The organism is Thiomicrorhabdus sediminis, assembly GCF_005885815.1.
GTDB classification, from domain to species: domain Bacteria; phylum Pseudomonadota; class Gammaproteobacteria; order Thiomicrospirales; family Thiomicrospiraceae; genus Thiomicrorhabdus; species Thiomicrorhabdus sediminis.
The window spans coordinates 1338583-1354553 of the sequence record NZ_CP040602.1; the positions used below are offsets into that span (position 1 = coordinate 1338583).

Consider the following 15971-nt stretch of genomic DNA (forward strand, 5'->3'; position numbering starts at 1 on the left):
ACCGTAGATGACAAAACAGTTGAAAATCGATATCGGCCACTATAGTTCGGCCGGCATAAAAGCTGAAAACCAAGACTCTGTAAACTACTGCATTCCAACTGGTTCCACACTTGAAAGCAAAGGCATTGTCAGTGTTCTTGCCGATGGCGTCAGCAGCAGTGAAGCGGCCAAACAAGCCAGTGATACAGCGGTGAAAAGCTTTATCCATGACTTCTACTCTACTCCGGAAACCTGGAGCACCAAAAAGTCCTGTCAGCAAGTCATCAGCGCCATCAATTCCTGGCTCTACAAACAAGGCAGCACTCACGCAACCGAGCTCAGAGGCTGGGTCACGACCTTTGACGCGGTTATCTTTAAGTCAACCACCGCCTACCTGGTGCATGTTGGCGATTCCAGAATTTACCGCTTACGCGATGGTGACCTCAGTCTACTGAGCAAAGACCACACCACCTGGATAAACAGCGATCGCAGCTATCTAAGCCGCGCTTTAGGTATCGATTCGATACTGCAGATCGATTTCAAACAACTCGAATTACAGCCGGGAGATATCTTTTTACAAACTTCCGATGGTGTCCATGACTTTATCAGCGATGCCGAAATCAGCGCTATTCTCGGCTCAACACACACGGCACAAGATAAATCGCAGCGCCTGGTGGAAAGAGCCATCGCCAATCAATCTGACGACAACCTAAGTGCGCAGGTCTCTGAGGTGATACAATTGCCGAGCGCTACCAAACAAGAAGTTTATGAAAAGCTCAGCGAACTGCCGTTTCCACCTGAACTGCAACCGGGGATGAAAATCGATGGTTATGAAATCCTGCAAGAATTAAGCCTTTCGCCTCGCAGCCAGATTTATCTCGCCAGAGATATGGAAAATGACCAGGAACTGGTGTTAAAGACCCCTTCGAGCAATTACAGTGATGACCCTTGGTATCTTGACGGCTTTGTGCGTGAAGAATGGATTGGTCAACGCCTTACTCATCCGGGTTTAATGAAGACCTATAAATCACACAAGAGCAAACAGTTTCTCTATTTCACTACGGAATATATCAAAGGCCAGACCCTACGCCAATGGATTAGTGAAAACCCTACCCCTGATATCAGCACGGTTCGCGATCTGATCTCACAATTAAGCAGTGCCTTGCGAGCAATGCATCGCCAAGATGTTATTCACCAAGATTTAAAGCCGGAAAACATTATGATCACCCCCGAAGGCCGCATTAAGATTATCGACTTCGGCGCAGTACATGCGGCCGGACTGGCCGAATTGGCAAGTGTATTACAACGCCAGCACCCTGAAGGCACACTGAACTATACCGCACCGGAATACCTTATGGGCGAACCGGGCAGCAAACGTTCGGATATTTTCTCTCTAGGCGTTATCTGCTATGAAATGTTCTGCGGGGCTTTGCCTTATGAAGAAAAAAAGGTCAATAAATTTCAGCTGAAAAGCTATCAGCATATGCGCTATATCCCCATACAAAAGCGGCGCAAAGAACTGCCATTATGGCTTGATCAGGTATTAAAAACAGCCTGTGCCGCCAATCCCGTCAAACGCTATAGTCTGCTCTCGGAATTTATTCACCAATTAAAGACCCCGCAAGACGTGAAGGTACAACAAGACTTTGAACCACTATTACAAAAAAACCCGGTTCTGGTCTGGCAGCTGATCTCGCTCAGTTTATTGCTTACCCTGATTGCCAGTTTCTATTTTCGCTAATCAAAAAGCCTGATTACATATCAGGCCTTTTCGCAAATGACGCGATTGAGTCCGCTTGGTATTAACCGACTAACAGCAGCGGTTCTTCGATGCCATCAAGTAAATGCTCGTTCAACTTTAATAAAGCTTCATCCAGACGCAGAATCAAATCGACAAACTCATCCAGAACAAGGTCTTTCTGCTTTAATAAGCCGATACTTTTAGAATCGCCGGACGCCATTAAATTAAAGGCTTTTTCTACCGTTTCATGCACCTGTATATGCAAGCCGCACACTTGACTATAAACTTGATCTTGTTCAATCTCCGGACAGGCCTGCTTTAATTGCTGCAAAAACAGACCTAACTGACTCTTTTGCGGATAAATGGCTTGCGCCATATCCAGATCGGTTGCAATACCGTTCAAATAGGTTTGCACACTACTGCGCCAAACTCTCAGGTTCTGGCGGATATCAGACATTTTAAAGCCCAGATGATTAGCTCTTTGATCAATTAATTCCTTAGCCTTGAGCTCATCGATAATAAACTTATCGGTCTGGTCGCCAAGCAGTTGCGCCTGCTCTCGTAAAGAATCCGCCGCCGCGCTGGATGCCTTGACCAATAGGGTATTACTTTGGATATTACTATCTATCTTGGCGACCGCATTGGCAACCTCGGTAACCGAATGTTGCTGCTGTTCAATCGAACCTAACACCTTATCCATCGCCTGACCAATATTCTGCACCCGTTCTCCGACCGCATCAAAAGCCACTTGGGTTTCATGCACCTTGGTCACCCCTTGCTGAACCTTGTCTACCGAGGCTTCGATCAATTTACGGATATCATGCGACGCATCGGCCGATTTCTGAGCCAAAGAACGCACCTCCGAGGCGACCACGGCAAAACCACGACCATGCTCACCGGCTCGCGCCGCTTCAACCGCCGCATTCAATGCCAATAAGTTGGTTTGAAAAGCGATACCGTCAATCAAACTGATGATATTGGCTATTTTTTCCGATGTCTGCTCAATCTCTTCAATGGTGGCAATGGTTTCGTTCAGAGTCTGCTTGGCGCGCTGGCTTTCGGTTTCCGCCTGCTGTGTGGACTCGGTCACCTTGACCAGTTCTTGGGTGTTTTCGCGTTGCATCTGGCTCATATTCTGCATCGAAGCATTGACCTGCTCTAAAGTCGCTGCCGCCTGCTGCGTACGCACCGAAAGATCTTGCGAAGCATTAACCGATTCCTGCGCAGCCAAATTAACCTGTTCACCAGCGTGTTTGATATACAAGATAATCGAACTCAAATTATCCAAAGAGACATTGGTGGCAACCTTCATCGCAGCCAATGAACCCTGCAAATTTTTATCGACTCGACCACGGATATCCCCCACGGCTAACTGCGTCATGACAAAGACCATATTCTCAATGATCATATTCAACTCAGCTAGTAGCGAATTGATATTGTTGGAGGTATCCAGATAAAAGCCCGATAATCCCTGGGTATCGATACTTAAATCGGTATGGCCGCTTGAAGCCATTTCCAAGGTTAATTTTAAGTTACGTTCAATACTACGCTGCTGGGTCAAATCCGACCACTCGATCACCGAACCGATAGCTTCACCATCAACCCCGATAACCGGAATCACATTCAAACTTAACTTCAGCCCTGAAACATTCAATTCACTTTGTTTGCTTTGCGATAAATCGGCAAAAAATTCATCCTCACAAATTTTGCCAACAGATTGTCCCACCATGTTATTCACATCACCGCTAAAAGCAGAACTCTTCTGTTGAAAAACCGACTTTTTATCCTTAAAGAAACGCTGCATATTATCATTTAAATAAAGGATATTCCGGTAACGGTCAACCAGCATGATATTAGTGGAAGCGCTATCCAAAGCGGACTTCAATCGCATAGAACTATTGAGTTTCTGTTGCGAGTCATCATAGATCGCCCCCAATTGCACCTGCATCATCTTCACCGCGGAAACCAGCTTGCTCAAGGAGTGATTGCCATAAAAATTGACCTGCCCGCTAAAGTCGCCTTCACGCATCTTATCGATCAGCAACTTGGCTTTACCCAGTCGGTTGAAAACATACCTTTTTCCCGCCATCGCATAAAACAGAAAACCTACCGATATCAATGCCACCGACCATACCGGCAAGCTGATCAAACCGGCTTGTATAGCCGTTGCCAAAGTGCCAATAAAAGCAATCATTAGCAACATAAGGTTAATCGGGTGATAGCGGTTAAACAAACAAAGCTTATCCAATACACCGACTGTATAACCACTTTTGAGGGACTTGCTATTTTGCTTCAATTCACTATAAAGCCGTTCGGCCGATTCAATCTGCTCAGGTTGCAATGCGCTGCGCACCGATAGATAACCGATGACCTTGGAAGATTCAATCAGCGGGGTCATATTGTCCTGCACCCAATAAAAACTACCGTCCTGACAACGGTATTTGATCGGTTGCACCCAGGGACGGCCGCTTTTTAATGTTGACCACATGTCATCAATCACCATGGGTGGCACATCCTCATGCAGCAGCTCATGATGTTCACGTCCCAGCAATTGTGATTTTTGATAACCGCTCGCTAAACAAAAAGCCTCGTTTAGCTCAAAAATCTTTCCGTCCAAGTCGGTCTTGGAAACCATAGCGCCTAAATGACCGACATTTTTACCCAACTTCTCGTTTTGCATAGCATTCCTTTACACATGCACTGCCGTGAATTCACGAATTAGATTATTGACAAACACAAATGGCGAGCCCTGCTCGCCATTTGGTCCCTCTTCGGTTCAAAAACCGTTGTAAGCGCAAAGCTTTTCTTAATGCTCCACCTTGCGTTGCTTTTCATACAAGAAACGTAGCACTTCAGAGCGATAATGGTTGTAGGTAGGGTCATCGGCCAAGGCCAAACGATCACGCGGGTGAGGTAAATCAACCTTTAGAATCTCACCGATTGTCGCCGCCGGACCATTCGTCATCATCACAATTCGATCGGACAGCAACACCGCTTCGTCAACATCGTGGGTAATCATAATGACGGTGTTATTCAAATCCTTTTGAATCTCCATCAATGAATCCTGCAAATGCGCTCGGGTTAAGGCATCCAGAGCACCAAACGGCTCGTCCATCAGCATGATTTTTGGCTGCATCGACAAGGCGCGGGCAATCCCGACTCGCTGCTTCATTCCGCCGGAGATTTCATCCGGGCGCTTGTGCATGGCATGATCCATATGCACCAACTTCAAATTATGTTCGATCCAATCCTTTTTCTCGGCCGGGCTTTTCGTGTTTTTAAACACCTGATCCACCGCCAGCTCGACATTTTCATAAGCCGAAAGCCAAGGTAAAAGTGAATGGTTCTGGAAAACCACCGCTCTTTCCGGTCCCGGTGAATTCACTTCACGACCATCCAGCAAAACCCCGCCTTCGGAGGCCTCATAAAGACCGGCAACAATATTCAGTACCGTTGACTTACCGCAACCTGAATGACCGATCAGCGAGATGAACTCACCTTGTTCAATCTTTAAATTGATATCTCTAAGCGCTCTAAAAGGCCCTTTCGGTGTTGGAAACTCAATCCCAACATCCGTTAACTCTAAATGTACTTCTGACATGTCTAATTCTCCTCAATCTTGCTTTAGCGGATATCCGCCGACTTATCCCATGAAACCGCTTTTTGAAGCACTAACATGCCGCGATCTAAGAAGAACCCCACAATACCGATAACAATTACGGCCGCCATAATGCGTCCCAGAGAATCCGAACTGCCATTTTGGAACTCATCCCACACAAACTTACCTAAACCAGGATTCTGAGCCAACATTTCCGCGGCGATCAATACCATCCAGGCAATACCCAAAGAGATACGCAGACCAGTGAACATCATCGGAATCGAGCATGGCAAAACAATCTTGCGAACATGTGTCCACCAGCTTAGGCTCAATACCTGACTGACGTTTTTCAAGTCTTGGGTAACGGTCGCGACACCGGCAGCCGTGTTAATAATGGTTGGCCACAAACAGCACAGCAACACGGTAAACATTGAGTTCAAGAACGCCTTATCAAACATCGGATCGTCGGTGACATACATCGCAGAAACCACCATGGTTACCAAAGGCAGCCATGCCAAAGGTGAGACCGGTTTAAATACCTGAATCAAAGGGTTTACTGCGGCATAGGCGTTGCTGCTCAGGCCGATAACAATACCGATTGGAATCGCGATAATCGACGCTAGAATGAAACCACTCATGACCGTAATCAAACTGCGACCGATCTGGTCAAAAAATGTTGGCGGCCCAGTGTATTCACGTACACGTGGTTCATAATCCGGATCTTTAGCCACGCGTGCCGCATTTCGCTCTTCCTGACGCTGATAAAACTCTTGTTCTTTTAGAGCCTCGGCGTCTGCCTCTTCACTTAAGGCTTGGAACTGCTCATAAGTTTGAACCGGTCCAGGAAATTGCCCTAGAGAGGTCTGAATATTTGATGCGGCACCCTGCCACAACAATAAGAAAATTAGGATACCGGCCAAAGGCAGGCCGACCATTTTGACAATGGTATTGATCTGACCTTTACGGTCTTCACCAATGATCAATTTATAGAAGGGCTCAATAATTGCCCACTTTAAAGGGTTCATAAACTTCACCTTTAATCGTTACGAAGATTTGTTTAAAAGACCTGCCTCAGATAAGGCAGGCGTTGAGTCAAAATTAAAGCTTTGTTTCACCTTTTAAACCGATCTTCATGCTATCGATATACTCATTTGGTTTTGAGCCGTCATAAGGGATGCCATCCATAAAGTCATCCTGGACACCACGGTAACCATCGGTGTTATAAACTTCGGCAAAGTCTTCTTTCTTGAAAACACCGTCAGCAACCAACTCAGCCACGGCTTTTTTATAAATATCCGGACGGTATACTTTCGCTGCCATATCCTTATACCAAGCATCTGGTTTATGTTCTGAGATCTGCCCCCAACGACGCATCTGAGTCATATACCAAATGGCATCCGAGTAATATGGATAGGTTGCGTTATAACGGAAGAACACATTGAAATCAGGCTCAGAACGCTTGTCGCCTTTTTCATACTCAAAGGTACCGGTCATAGAGTTGGCGATAACCTTGTAGTCGGCCCCTACATAGTTAGGTTGCGACAAGATCTTTACCGCTTCCGGACGGTTTTTGTTGTTTTCAGCATCCAACCAATGCGCGGCACGGATCATCGCTTTAACAATGCGGATAGTGGTGTTTGGATACTTTTCATAGAAGTCTTCTCTTAGACCGAAGACTTTTTCCGGATTGTTTTTCTGGATGGAGTTATCAGAGATAACCGGTACACCGATACCTTTGAATACCGCTTGCTGGTTCCAAGGCTCACCAACACAATATCCTTCGATTGTGCCCGCTTCCATAGTTGCCGGCATCTGTGGCGGAGGCGTTACCGACAGCAGGACATCCGCATCCAAAGTACCGGAGCTATCACCTTTATGAGGCGCATAGTACCCCGGATTCAGACCACCAGCTGCCAACCAATAACGTAATTCATAGTTGTGGGTTGATACCGGGAAAACCATCCCCATTTTGAACGGCTTACCCGCATCTTTGTAAGACTCGACTACCGGCTTTAACGCCGCAGCGCTGATCGGATGTTTCGGTTTATCACCATCCATCTCAACATGAGATTTCATCGCTTCCCAAGTTTTATTGGAGACGGTAATGGCGTTACCGTTTAAATCCATTGAAATTGGTGTAATAACATCGGCCTTGGTACCGTAACCGATAGTTGCCGCGATTGGCTGTCCCGCCAACATATGCGCACCATCAAGCTGCCCATCGATAACTCGATCCAACAAAACCTTCCAGTTGGCCTGCGCTTCTAACTGAACATATAATCCTTCGTCTTCGAAATAACCTTTTTCATAGGCGACAGCCAAAGGTGCCATATCGGTCAGTTTGATAAAACCGAATTTCAAGTCTTCTTTTTCCGGATACCCCAGCTTATCGGCGGCATTTGCAAGGGGGGCATATTGTGCAATAGACAAAGATATCGCCGTGGCAACAGCCGCAGCCGTTTTCTTAAGAAATGATCTTCTCGCTATAGTGTTAGGCTTCATGGTATTTTCCTTTTACATAACTAATGGATTCTGGTTTGATTAGACGCCTTTGCCTATACACAACACTCTTTGTTGAGTTAATCGAGCCTATGGAGTTAAAAAATCAAAAAAAAACGCCCGCAGCACCCATGGTTTTGCAACCAAGGCACTACGAGCGTCCACACTCCAATAAAACTTTGCTATATACTAAGGATAAATCGTACCAATAACAATTATTACTTTTATTTCATAAAGTTAACACAATTAAAAAACTTTATTTAAACACCAACAAACCATAAAAATGCAAACAACGCCTATTTTTGCACCAAAATAAAACTATCTTCGCCCATTTCTATCTCATCAAGCATCCATGGTACGGCATGCACGCCCTCTTGCTTATAATTCACACTGGGCAATTTCACCCCGTGATTTTGCAAAACCTGGCGATAAAAATCCGTTAAATAAACAGACTCGGCCAACTGCTTAATATCCACCTCATCACCAATCTGTTTCCAGCGCTGCATTTGCGACAATATCCACTGTGCATGCGATTGCCACGGAAAGTTTGCCTGATACTTAAACGGCAAAGAGAAATTCGGAATCTTACGACAACTTGAACAGCTTGGATTGCACACCTCACCATTAATGGCATTATTAATCGATTCATGCGGCGCGCAGACATACTCCTCCGCAGCCAGATAATCACTTAATAACTGATGGTTTTCGCTTTTATCTATCCACTCACTGGCCCGATATAAAGCAACAATCATCTTTTCATGAATATCACTATGCGCATCCGCCCAATCCTTTCTGAGCGCCAACACCTTTTCCGGAGCATTGTTCCAAATCTCATAACCGGTAATCAAAGTTACCCCCACCTGCTCTTTTACGGCGTGAGTATTCCATGGTTCTCCGACACAATAGGCATCAATCAAATCTTCTTGCAATGCTTTCACCATACTCGGAGGCGGCACAACGGTAATATGCACATCTTTGTCCGGATCAATACCGGCTTCGGACAACCAATAACGCAACAGATAATTATGCATCGAAAAAGGAAACACCACCGCAAACCTTAAAGGCGGCTGACCATTCTGCTTACGTGACTCTATTACCTTTTTAAGCACTGCAGCACTTTTTTCCGGCTTTAACACCAATTGAGATTCATACTCGCTCATCTGTCCATAAAGCGCATTTGAAACACTGACCGCATTACCATTTAAACCGAATGAATAAGCGGTGACCAACGGTTTTTTAACCCCACCAATACCCAAGGTTGATGCCATCAACATCGGCGCCAACATATGCGCCGCATCGTATTGGCCAAACACCAACTTATCGCGGATATTCGACCAAGATACTTCACGGTGCAAAACCACATCCAAACCTTGCTCGGCAAAAAAACCCTGCTCCTTGGCAACAATCAAAGGCGCGCAATCGTTTAATGGTATAAAACCAATATTTATTTTCTGCATCTCTTTCTACTCCAGCACGCTGATAATTGTTTCGGCCACTTCATATAGCTTCTGATTACTGTCCATTGACCTTTTACGGATCGCTTCAAACGCCTCTTGCTCGCTAACACCTTTTTGCTGCATCAATAAACGCTTGGCCTTATCTATCAACTTGTTCTGCTCCAATTCGGACTTGGTTTTGATCAACTCGGTCTTTAATGCCTGATACTCTCGAAATCGAGCAATGGCGACATTCATAATGGATTTGACGCGCTTCATATCAACGCCCTTCACCACATAACCACTGACTCCTGAACGGATCGCCTCATTGATCACATTCTCATCATCGGCATCGGCAAACATCACAACAGGCATCGGGTTATGCTCACTTAACAGATACATGCTTTCCAAAATATCTCGATCCGGCGACTCGGTATCGACAACAATCATATCCGGCATACAAGCAGCCACCCGAGCTAATAACCCTGGACCTGGTTCAACGCGATCAATCACCTCATAACCATGATCAAGCAACGCCTGAGATAGAATAGCGGCACGCCCGGCATCCTTATCCACCAGCATCACCTTAATCATTTCATGCTTTAATTTACTCATTAGCGCCAAACACCACAGAACAAAAACAATTCATAGACAACCTATTTTAAACAACGATATTGAGCGTAAATTAACCACTACAACCAGCCATTAATTAAGCTTAATTTAATTTACAAAAGAAAGAAACGCACCAAGTTATCAATTGCGCAAACAAAACAAGACATTATTCATAAAGGTGCCTGGCAGCGCCTTTAAAAGCAAATAAAACCGACAGGCATTTGCCGCAAAAAGAGACATTAAACGCGCAAAACAGGAGCAATCAGAAAAGAGAATCGAATAGCTATAAATAGAGGTAACATACTGAAAAGCAAGTTTTTTCAGATAAAAGAGATATTCAAAAAGAATGGTGCCCAGGGCCTGAAATCGAAACGCCCAATCCACGGTAGTTTCAGCGCTTTTGAAGCCTTCTAGGTACACTTTGTGTACACTAAAAACCTACTTTTTTCGCTGCTCTTTTAAGAACTCTCTTATCAATTATATACAGAATTCCATTCCTGAAAATTACATCTTCGACTGTCTAGTTAATTAGTGGCGATTTGGCAATAAAATAATTAAGTAACTAAACCTTAATTGTTTTAACTCTAATATTTGAACTCAACTGCTTGATTCAAAGAAAAAAGACACGGTTATTATAATTATTGCACCTCTTGTGCTTGCCACTCAGGATAACCTTCATTCAAACGTTTCGCTTCATACCCTTTTGCTCGAAGAGCTTCAACAGCCTCATGAGACCACATACAATAAGGTCCACGACAGTAAATGATTACTGGTTTCTGGTTATTAAGTTTTCCAAGGCTTTTTGGCAATTCATCAATAGGTATATTAATGGCGCTGGGAAGATGACCTGCTGAAAACTCATCTTGTGGACGCACATCAAGCAATGTGAAAGACTCATCATTGAGTTGCATTTTCTTTAAAGCTTGTAACGAAATCGGCTCTAGTGGCGTATTTGGCTTGATGTGTTCGGCTAACAATGATTGCATTTCTTCAAGCTGGGTTTCAGCAACTTCTCGAAGACTTACAATTAAGCGAAACACAGAGTCGTCACTTAAGGCGTAAATGATGCGTAGACCTTCACGACGGTTTTTTACCAAACCAGCCTGCTTGAGATTCTGTAAATGCTTTGAAACATTGGCGACACTCAGCCCCAGTTTTTGATGGAGAGTATCTACATCGCACTCTCCCTGTGTAAGAATATCCAGAATCATCAGACGATTAGCTTGACCCAAGGATTTACTCACCTGTGCAAGTTGCTCAAATAAATTGCGTTTAAGTGGTTGAGATGACATTGTTCAAAATTCTTCTATAAATAGAAAATTCATTCTATATGAAAAAAAGACAGTTACATCATCTAAATGATGATGTGTAATGCCTGATTGCTGTGAGTCGAATCTATTTAGTTGCAATGACCGCAAAGTGCCACGGACAGCTATCACTAATGTCTGGGTTTCGAACCAGATTGAATCCAGCTTTCTGACACCACTGATTCACAGTTTCAGGAGTTGGTCGTAACGCTAAATCCGGTCCACGGGGCGTTTCAATATCGCTACGCCAATGAATAATCAGAAGATGTCCTCCTGACTCTAAGATGTCATAAACATGGCTTAATAAACGCTGAGGATCGCCAAAGTGTAACAAGTTAAATGCCGTTACCAAACTAAGCGAACCAGAATCCATTCCAGCCCCCTCAGATAACACATCCTTACAATGAATCTGCAATCTATCTGGAATGAAATCATTAAACCGCGCTTTCAAATCTGAACATGCTTTAGGCTCAATATCATAGGCATGGATTTTTCCTTTAACCGATGACATTAAGGCCTTGGTGAAAGTTCCATAACCCACACCGAATTCAGCCGCATCCCCAGCCAGAGGTGCATCTGGCAGAAATGTTTGCATCAGTCCGGTAGGGTCAAAAAAGCTTTCCCATACCTCTTGTTCTGGCATGTCGCTTTGTGGAACTTTCATTTACTAGCAACCCATTGAGTTAAATTGCGGCAATTAACGTTATTGCCAACGTGACTCTAAACGAATACCTGTATAAGCGCCAGCGAGGATTGATACTAAGGCGACAAATGACCCTAAAGCAAGCGTCGCAGCGCCGGAAAGACCATGACCGATTGAGCACCCCATTGCCAATACGGCGCCAAATCCAACTAATAAAGCACCAAGACTTGAGATGATGAAATCTTTGCCGGATGAAAACCCTTCCAATTTAAAACTTCCTTGAAGTACTGAGCTGATAGCCGAGCCAATGACCATGCCTAATACAGCCAGTACGCCAAAACTTACCAACGCCCAATGAGGTTCAGATAGCCAGTAAACCACATCGCCCATCGGAGCGGCAAACGTAAATGATTGAGTGCCTAGTCCAGCTGGAGGAATATCCATAAAAGATGCCTCACCTTGAACATATTCAGCATAAGAACCACCTGTAAGACTGTATCCGGCAGTAATGACTCCACCAATAATCAAAGCCGTTGCGATTGGCTTAACCTGTTTAAATGTAGAGGATTTCAGCAACCAGAAGAACACGCCAAGGCCGATTACTACGCCCAGAATCCAACGCAATGTAGCTGAGTACTCACTTTTACCGCTGATGATGCTGGCAAGATCTTGTGCACCGCTTTGTTCAAAAGTTACGCTCAACGGAGATACGATTGGCAAAATCCAATTTGCATAAAAGTCCGTGCGTGTCATCAAGTAGGCCATCAGAGACATCAATGCGACCAGCCATACGGCTTTAAAGCTCCCTTGTCCAACGCGTACAAGGTTACGCATCCCGCATCCAGCCGCTAAAACCATCCCGAAGCCGAAAATGAACCCGCCAATGATATAGCGTCCCCAACTAAATTCAGCGCTACGATACGGAGGCATCGTCTGTGAAAGATCTACCCAGCCGGCGCCCTCAACAATCGATGTGAAAATCATGGCCGCTGCTATTGCGCCGAAATAAGTTCCTAAACGGGCAAATTGTTTTTGACTCATCCAATCACGCATACCACCGACAGGACAAAACGCACTGCGTTGAGCGGTAAACCCGAAGATTACTGCTAATGCCAATATACCAATGTAATAAGGCCAGAATGCCGTTAATAATTCCATATTTGTTTTCCTCGGTGCATCCAATAAATCTCGCTTATGAGACTCAAGGATGTCTATTACTTTTTATTTCTTATTAAAGGTTATGATTTTTGGCTAGGGTTAAGATTGAAGGCCACAATGCCTTTCATCGCGTCCGGCTCTGGTAGAACTGTTCCCGCGACCTGTTTTACAAACGCTTCACGGTCCAGCTTTAGCGTAGCGTTGTAACGTTTTTCAAAACCAAGGGTAGACATAGGTTTCCCGCTGATGCCTGCACCGCATACACTGCCTGCTTGAGCCCCTGGCAGAATTTCCATGGTGTCCGACAGAGGCAGGATACGTCCGTGAATAGAGTCGTATAGCTTATTGGCCATTTCCTCTTCTCTTCCGTGAAGATCCGGACGCCCGACACTGCCTACAAACAATGTGTGGCCCGTTACCAGAAACCAAGGCTCGTCTGCTCGGGAACGGTCTGTCACCATTAATATAATGCTGTCATCCGTATGTCCCGGTGTATACATGACTTCTACTTCTACATTTCCAGCTTTCACGATTTGACGGTCATCCAGTGGCATAAAATCGCACTGTGCAGGAGAATCTTTGTGCAAGGCGTATTGCCCACCACTTCTTTGTGCTAACTCATAGCCTCCAGAATAGTGATCTGCATGAACATGTGTATCGATAACGTAGGCTATTTTGATGCCCTTTTTCTCCGCCACATCCAAATACAAATCAATTTCATCTTGATGAACATCTACAGCAATGCCTAAACCTTGGCCAACACAACCTAACAGATAAGACAAAGAACCCGGTTCTGATGCCGGCGTATGCTGAAATAAAAACATGAGTATATTCCTCTATGACTTCCAAAAGTTCTAAATGCATGTTGAATGCACACTGCTTAGTTAAGCACCAATATTCAACCATTTAGTTGAATATAAGCCACTATACCCACCTTCAATTCTTTATTCAACCAAATGGTTGAATAAAGTTTTTTATGCTTCATCAATTCTTTTAGGGGAAAAAAGATCCACCTGGTTTGCTTTATTTAGCCAGAGCCCGTACCATTCAACCAATCAGTTGAATTATATTTTTCTCAGGAGCAACACATGTCTCTCACTTCAAACATCGAACACGGCATCCATGTCAACCTACAGCAAATCATTCAGCAGTTGATACAAGTGTTCCTAGTTGGCCTAACCATTGGAATGACCCGTACCGTTTTGCCGGGATTGGCAGAAAGTGAGTTTGGACTCGCAGCACAAGCTTTTATGAGTTTGGCTTTATTTGTCTTGATCTTTGGACTTGTTAAAGCCATTATGAATTTACTGGCCGGTCATCTTAGTGACCGTTTTGGTCGTCGCCGTTTATTGATTGCAGGTTGGCTTCTAGCTATACCGGTCCCACTTCTAATCTTCTACGCTCAATCGTGGGCATGGATATTGTGGGCTATGGTTTTTCTGGGCCTTAACCAAGGTTTGTGTTGGTCAATGTCTCTTAACAGCAAACTGGATTTGGCAAAAGCAAGCCAGAAAGGTTTGATCAACGGATTTAACGAATTCTCAGGTTACGCAGCAGTAGGTATTGCTGGCTGGATTACTGCCTATTTGGCGGAACAGTATGGTGCTCGCGAGGCGTTACTCGGATTTGGGTTAGTTGTCATCGGTCTTGGGTTATTTCTAGCATTATGGAAAGTAATCGATACCCACCCATGGTCAAAATTGCATCAAGAAGTTCACCGAGAGGCATTGGCAGCTAAAGGCGAAACCGTCAGTAATGAGCCGGTTTCACTGAAAAGTATGATGATTTATGCCACATTCAAGCAAAAAGAGCTGATGGCCCTCAATCAGGCAGGGCTTGTAGAGAAATTCATTGATGCACTGGTATGGGTTTTTATGCCGGTATTCTTAATGAGTCAAGCTCAAACTCTAATTCAAGCCAGCGCAATTATCGCTATTTATGGTGTGGTATGGGGTGCATCACAGTTGATTACCGGACCTCTATCCGATAAATGGGGGCGCCGTGGATTAATCGTAGGAGGCTTTTGGCTTTGCGGAATCAGTAGCCTCTTATTTGTCTGGGTTGAAAGCGTTTGGGCATGGTCATTATTGGCGGCTGTAATGGGCTTTGGAATGGCTATGCTCTACCCAACACTGGGAGCAGCTGTTGCAGATGTTAGCGAACCTAAATGGCGAGCCAGTATTTTGGGAATTTATCGTTTTTGGCGTGATTTTGGTTACGCAGCAGGAGCTTTACTAATGGGAGTATTGGCGTTCTATACTGAATCGGTTGTTTGGCCTTTCTATTTCGTAGGTGTGATGATGTTGTTATCAGGCCTATGGGTCCAATTGGCTTTAAAACCTTATAAAGCATAACAGTTCGCCGTTTAAGGTCGATAGAGCTTTTCATAAAATAATTTTAATCCCGCCAAAAAAGCCTTGTTTATTTTAGATAAGGCTTTTTTTCTTTCGTAAAATTTAAAAGTCATTCAAATTTAATAACGCAGGGAAAATGATTGGGGTTCCGGAATAAGGAACCAGAAAATTCTAAAAGGGAGATATAAACAATCAGAAAAGGGATGTATACAGAGTTGATTCAACACTTTATAAGAAAAATAAAGGTCAATAAAAACAATAACTTACACAACAAGAAAAACTAGGAATGGTGCCCAGGGCCGGAGTCGAACCGGCACAGTGTTTCCACCGGGGGATTTTAAGTTATGCGTAAACAGAGGTTGAAGTAACTTCTAGAATCTGCATTTTATCTCTGTGTATCTTGTAATACAAGGATTACCAAGGGATTTAGACTCTAAAAAAATGCATTCCAGGTGCATGTTGTATAATCGATAAATGCATTCCTGCCAACAAAAAATCAATAACTTAGATAGTTAAATGCATTCAAAGTGCATTTCTTTTTGAAGAATCGCCGAGCAAATAAGACCGAATCCATCTCCATCAAAGCCGCTCAAATACATTGAGAAAATATAATGAACACAGCTATTGCCAATCATCTTATGGAA

12 protein-coding genes are annotated in these 15971 nt (G+C 44.2%); 2 read left to right on the top strand and 10 right to left on the bottom strand.

The window, feature by feature from the left end:
- Nucleotides 1–7 precede the first annotated feature (7 nt).
- Nucleotides 8–1720 (top strand): bifunctional protein-serine/threonine kinase/phosphatase, encoded by a 1713-nt coding sequence (locus tag FE785_RS06135; protein WP_138564912.1) that lies wholly within the window; start codon nt 8–10, stop codon nt 1718–1720.
- 61 nt (nt 1721–1781) lie between these two features.
- Here FE785_RS06135 and FE785_RS06140 read toward each other — a convergent pair whose 3' ends face one another.
- The 10 genes from FE785_RS06140 to FE785_RS06185 all read right to left on the bottom strand — a co-directional run bounded on the left by FE785_RS06140 (nt 1782) and on the right by FE785_RS06185 (nt 13797).
- The gene (locus FE785_RS06140) at nt 1782–4400 is read right to left on the bottom strand and encodes a methyl-accepting chemotaxis protein (RefSeq protein WP_138564913.1); all 2619 of its coding nucleotides are present in this window, start codon (nt 4398–4400) and stop codon (nt 1782–1784) included.
- Between the two features lie 126 nt (nt 4401–4526).
- On the bottom strand, nt 4527–5321 hold the full coding sequence (locus FE785_RS06145; RefSeq protein ID WP_138564914.1) for an ABC transporter ATP-binding protein: 795 nt from the start codon (nt 5319–5321) through the stop codon (nt 4527–4529).
- 23 nt (nt 5322–5344) lie between these two features.
- Complete coding sequence (locus FE785_RS06150; RefSeq protein WP_138564915.1) at nt 5345–6343, bottom strand: ABC transporter permease; 999 nt, start codon at nt 6341–6343, stop codon at nt 5345–5347.
- A gap of 73 nt (nt 6344–6416) precedes the next feature.
- Nucleotides 6417–7820 (bottom strand): CmpA/NrtA family ABC transporter substrate-binding protein, encoded by a 1404-nt coding sequence (locus FE785_RS06155; protein ID WP_138564916.1) that lies wholly within the window; start codon nt 7818–7820, stop codon nt 6417–6419.
- Nucleotides 7821–8113: 293 nt separating this feature from the next.
- Nucleotides 8114–9274 carry a CmpA/NrtA family ABC transporter substrate-binding protein gene (locus FE785_RS06160; RefSeq protein WP_138564917.1) on the bottom strand — a complete coding sequence of 387 codons (1161 nt, stop codon included), beginning with the start codon at nt 9272–9274 and terminating at the stop codon, nt 8114–8116.
- A 6-nt stretch (nt 9275–9280) separates the two neighbouring features.
- Complete coding sequence (locus FE785_RS06165) at nt 9281–9868, bottom strand: ANTAR domain-containing response regulator (RefSeq protein WP_138564918.1); 588 nt, start codon at nt 9866–9868, stop codon at nt 9281–9283.
- Nucleotides 9869–10503: 635 nt separating this feature from the next.
- On the bottom strand, nt 10504–11157 hold the full coding sequence (locus FE785_RS06170; protein WP_138564919.1) for an ArsR/SmtB family transcription factor: 654 nt from the start codon (nt 11155–11157) through the stop codon (nt 10504–10506).
- 103 nt (nt 11158–11260) lie between these two features.
- On the bottom strand, nt 11261–11836 hold the full coding sequence (locus FE785_RS06175) for a class I SAM-dependent methyltransferase (RefSeq protein WP_138564920.1): 576 nt from the start codon (nt 11834–11836) through the stop codon (nt 11261–11263).
- 39 nt (nt 11837–11875) lie between these two features.
- Nucleotides 11876–12973 carry a YeeE/YedE family protein gene (locus FE785_RS06180; protein WP_138564921.1) on the bottom strand — a complete coding sequence of 366 codons (1098 nt, stop codon included), beginning with the start codon at nt 12971–12973 and terminating at the stop codon, nt 11876–11878.
- An 80-nt stretch (nt 12974–13053) separates the two neighbouring features.
- Nucleotides 13054–13797: an MBL fold metallo-hydrolase gene (locus tag FE785_RS06185; protein WP_138564922.1), complete on the bottom strand. Its 744-nt coding sequence runs from the start codon at nt 13795–13797 to the stop codon at nt 13054–13056.
- A 264-nt stretch (nt 13798–14061) separates the two neighbouring features.
- Here FE785_RS06185 and FE785_RS06190 point away from each other — a divergent pair, with 264 nt between their 5' ends.
- Nucleotides 14062–15327 carry an MFS transporter gene (locus FE785_RS06190; protein ID WP_138564923.1) on the top strand — a complete coding sequence of 422 codons (1266 nt, stop codon included), beginning with the start codon at nt 14062–14064 and terminating at the stop codon, nt 15325–15327.
- The last annotated feature ends 644 nt before the right edge of the window (nt 15328–15971 follow it).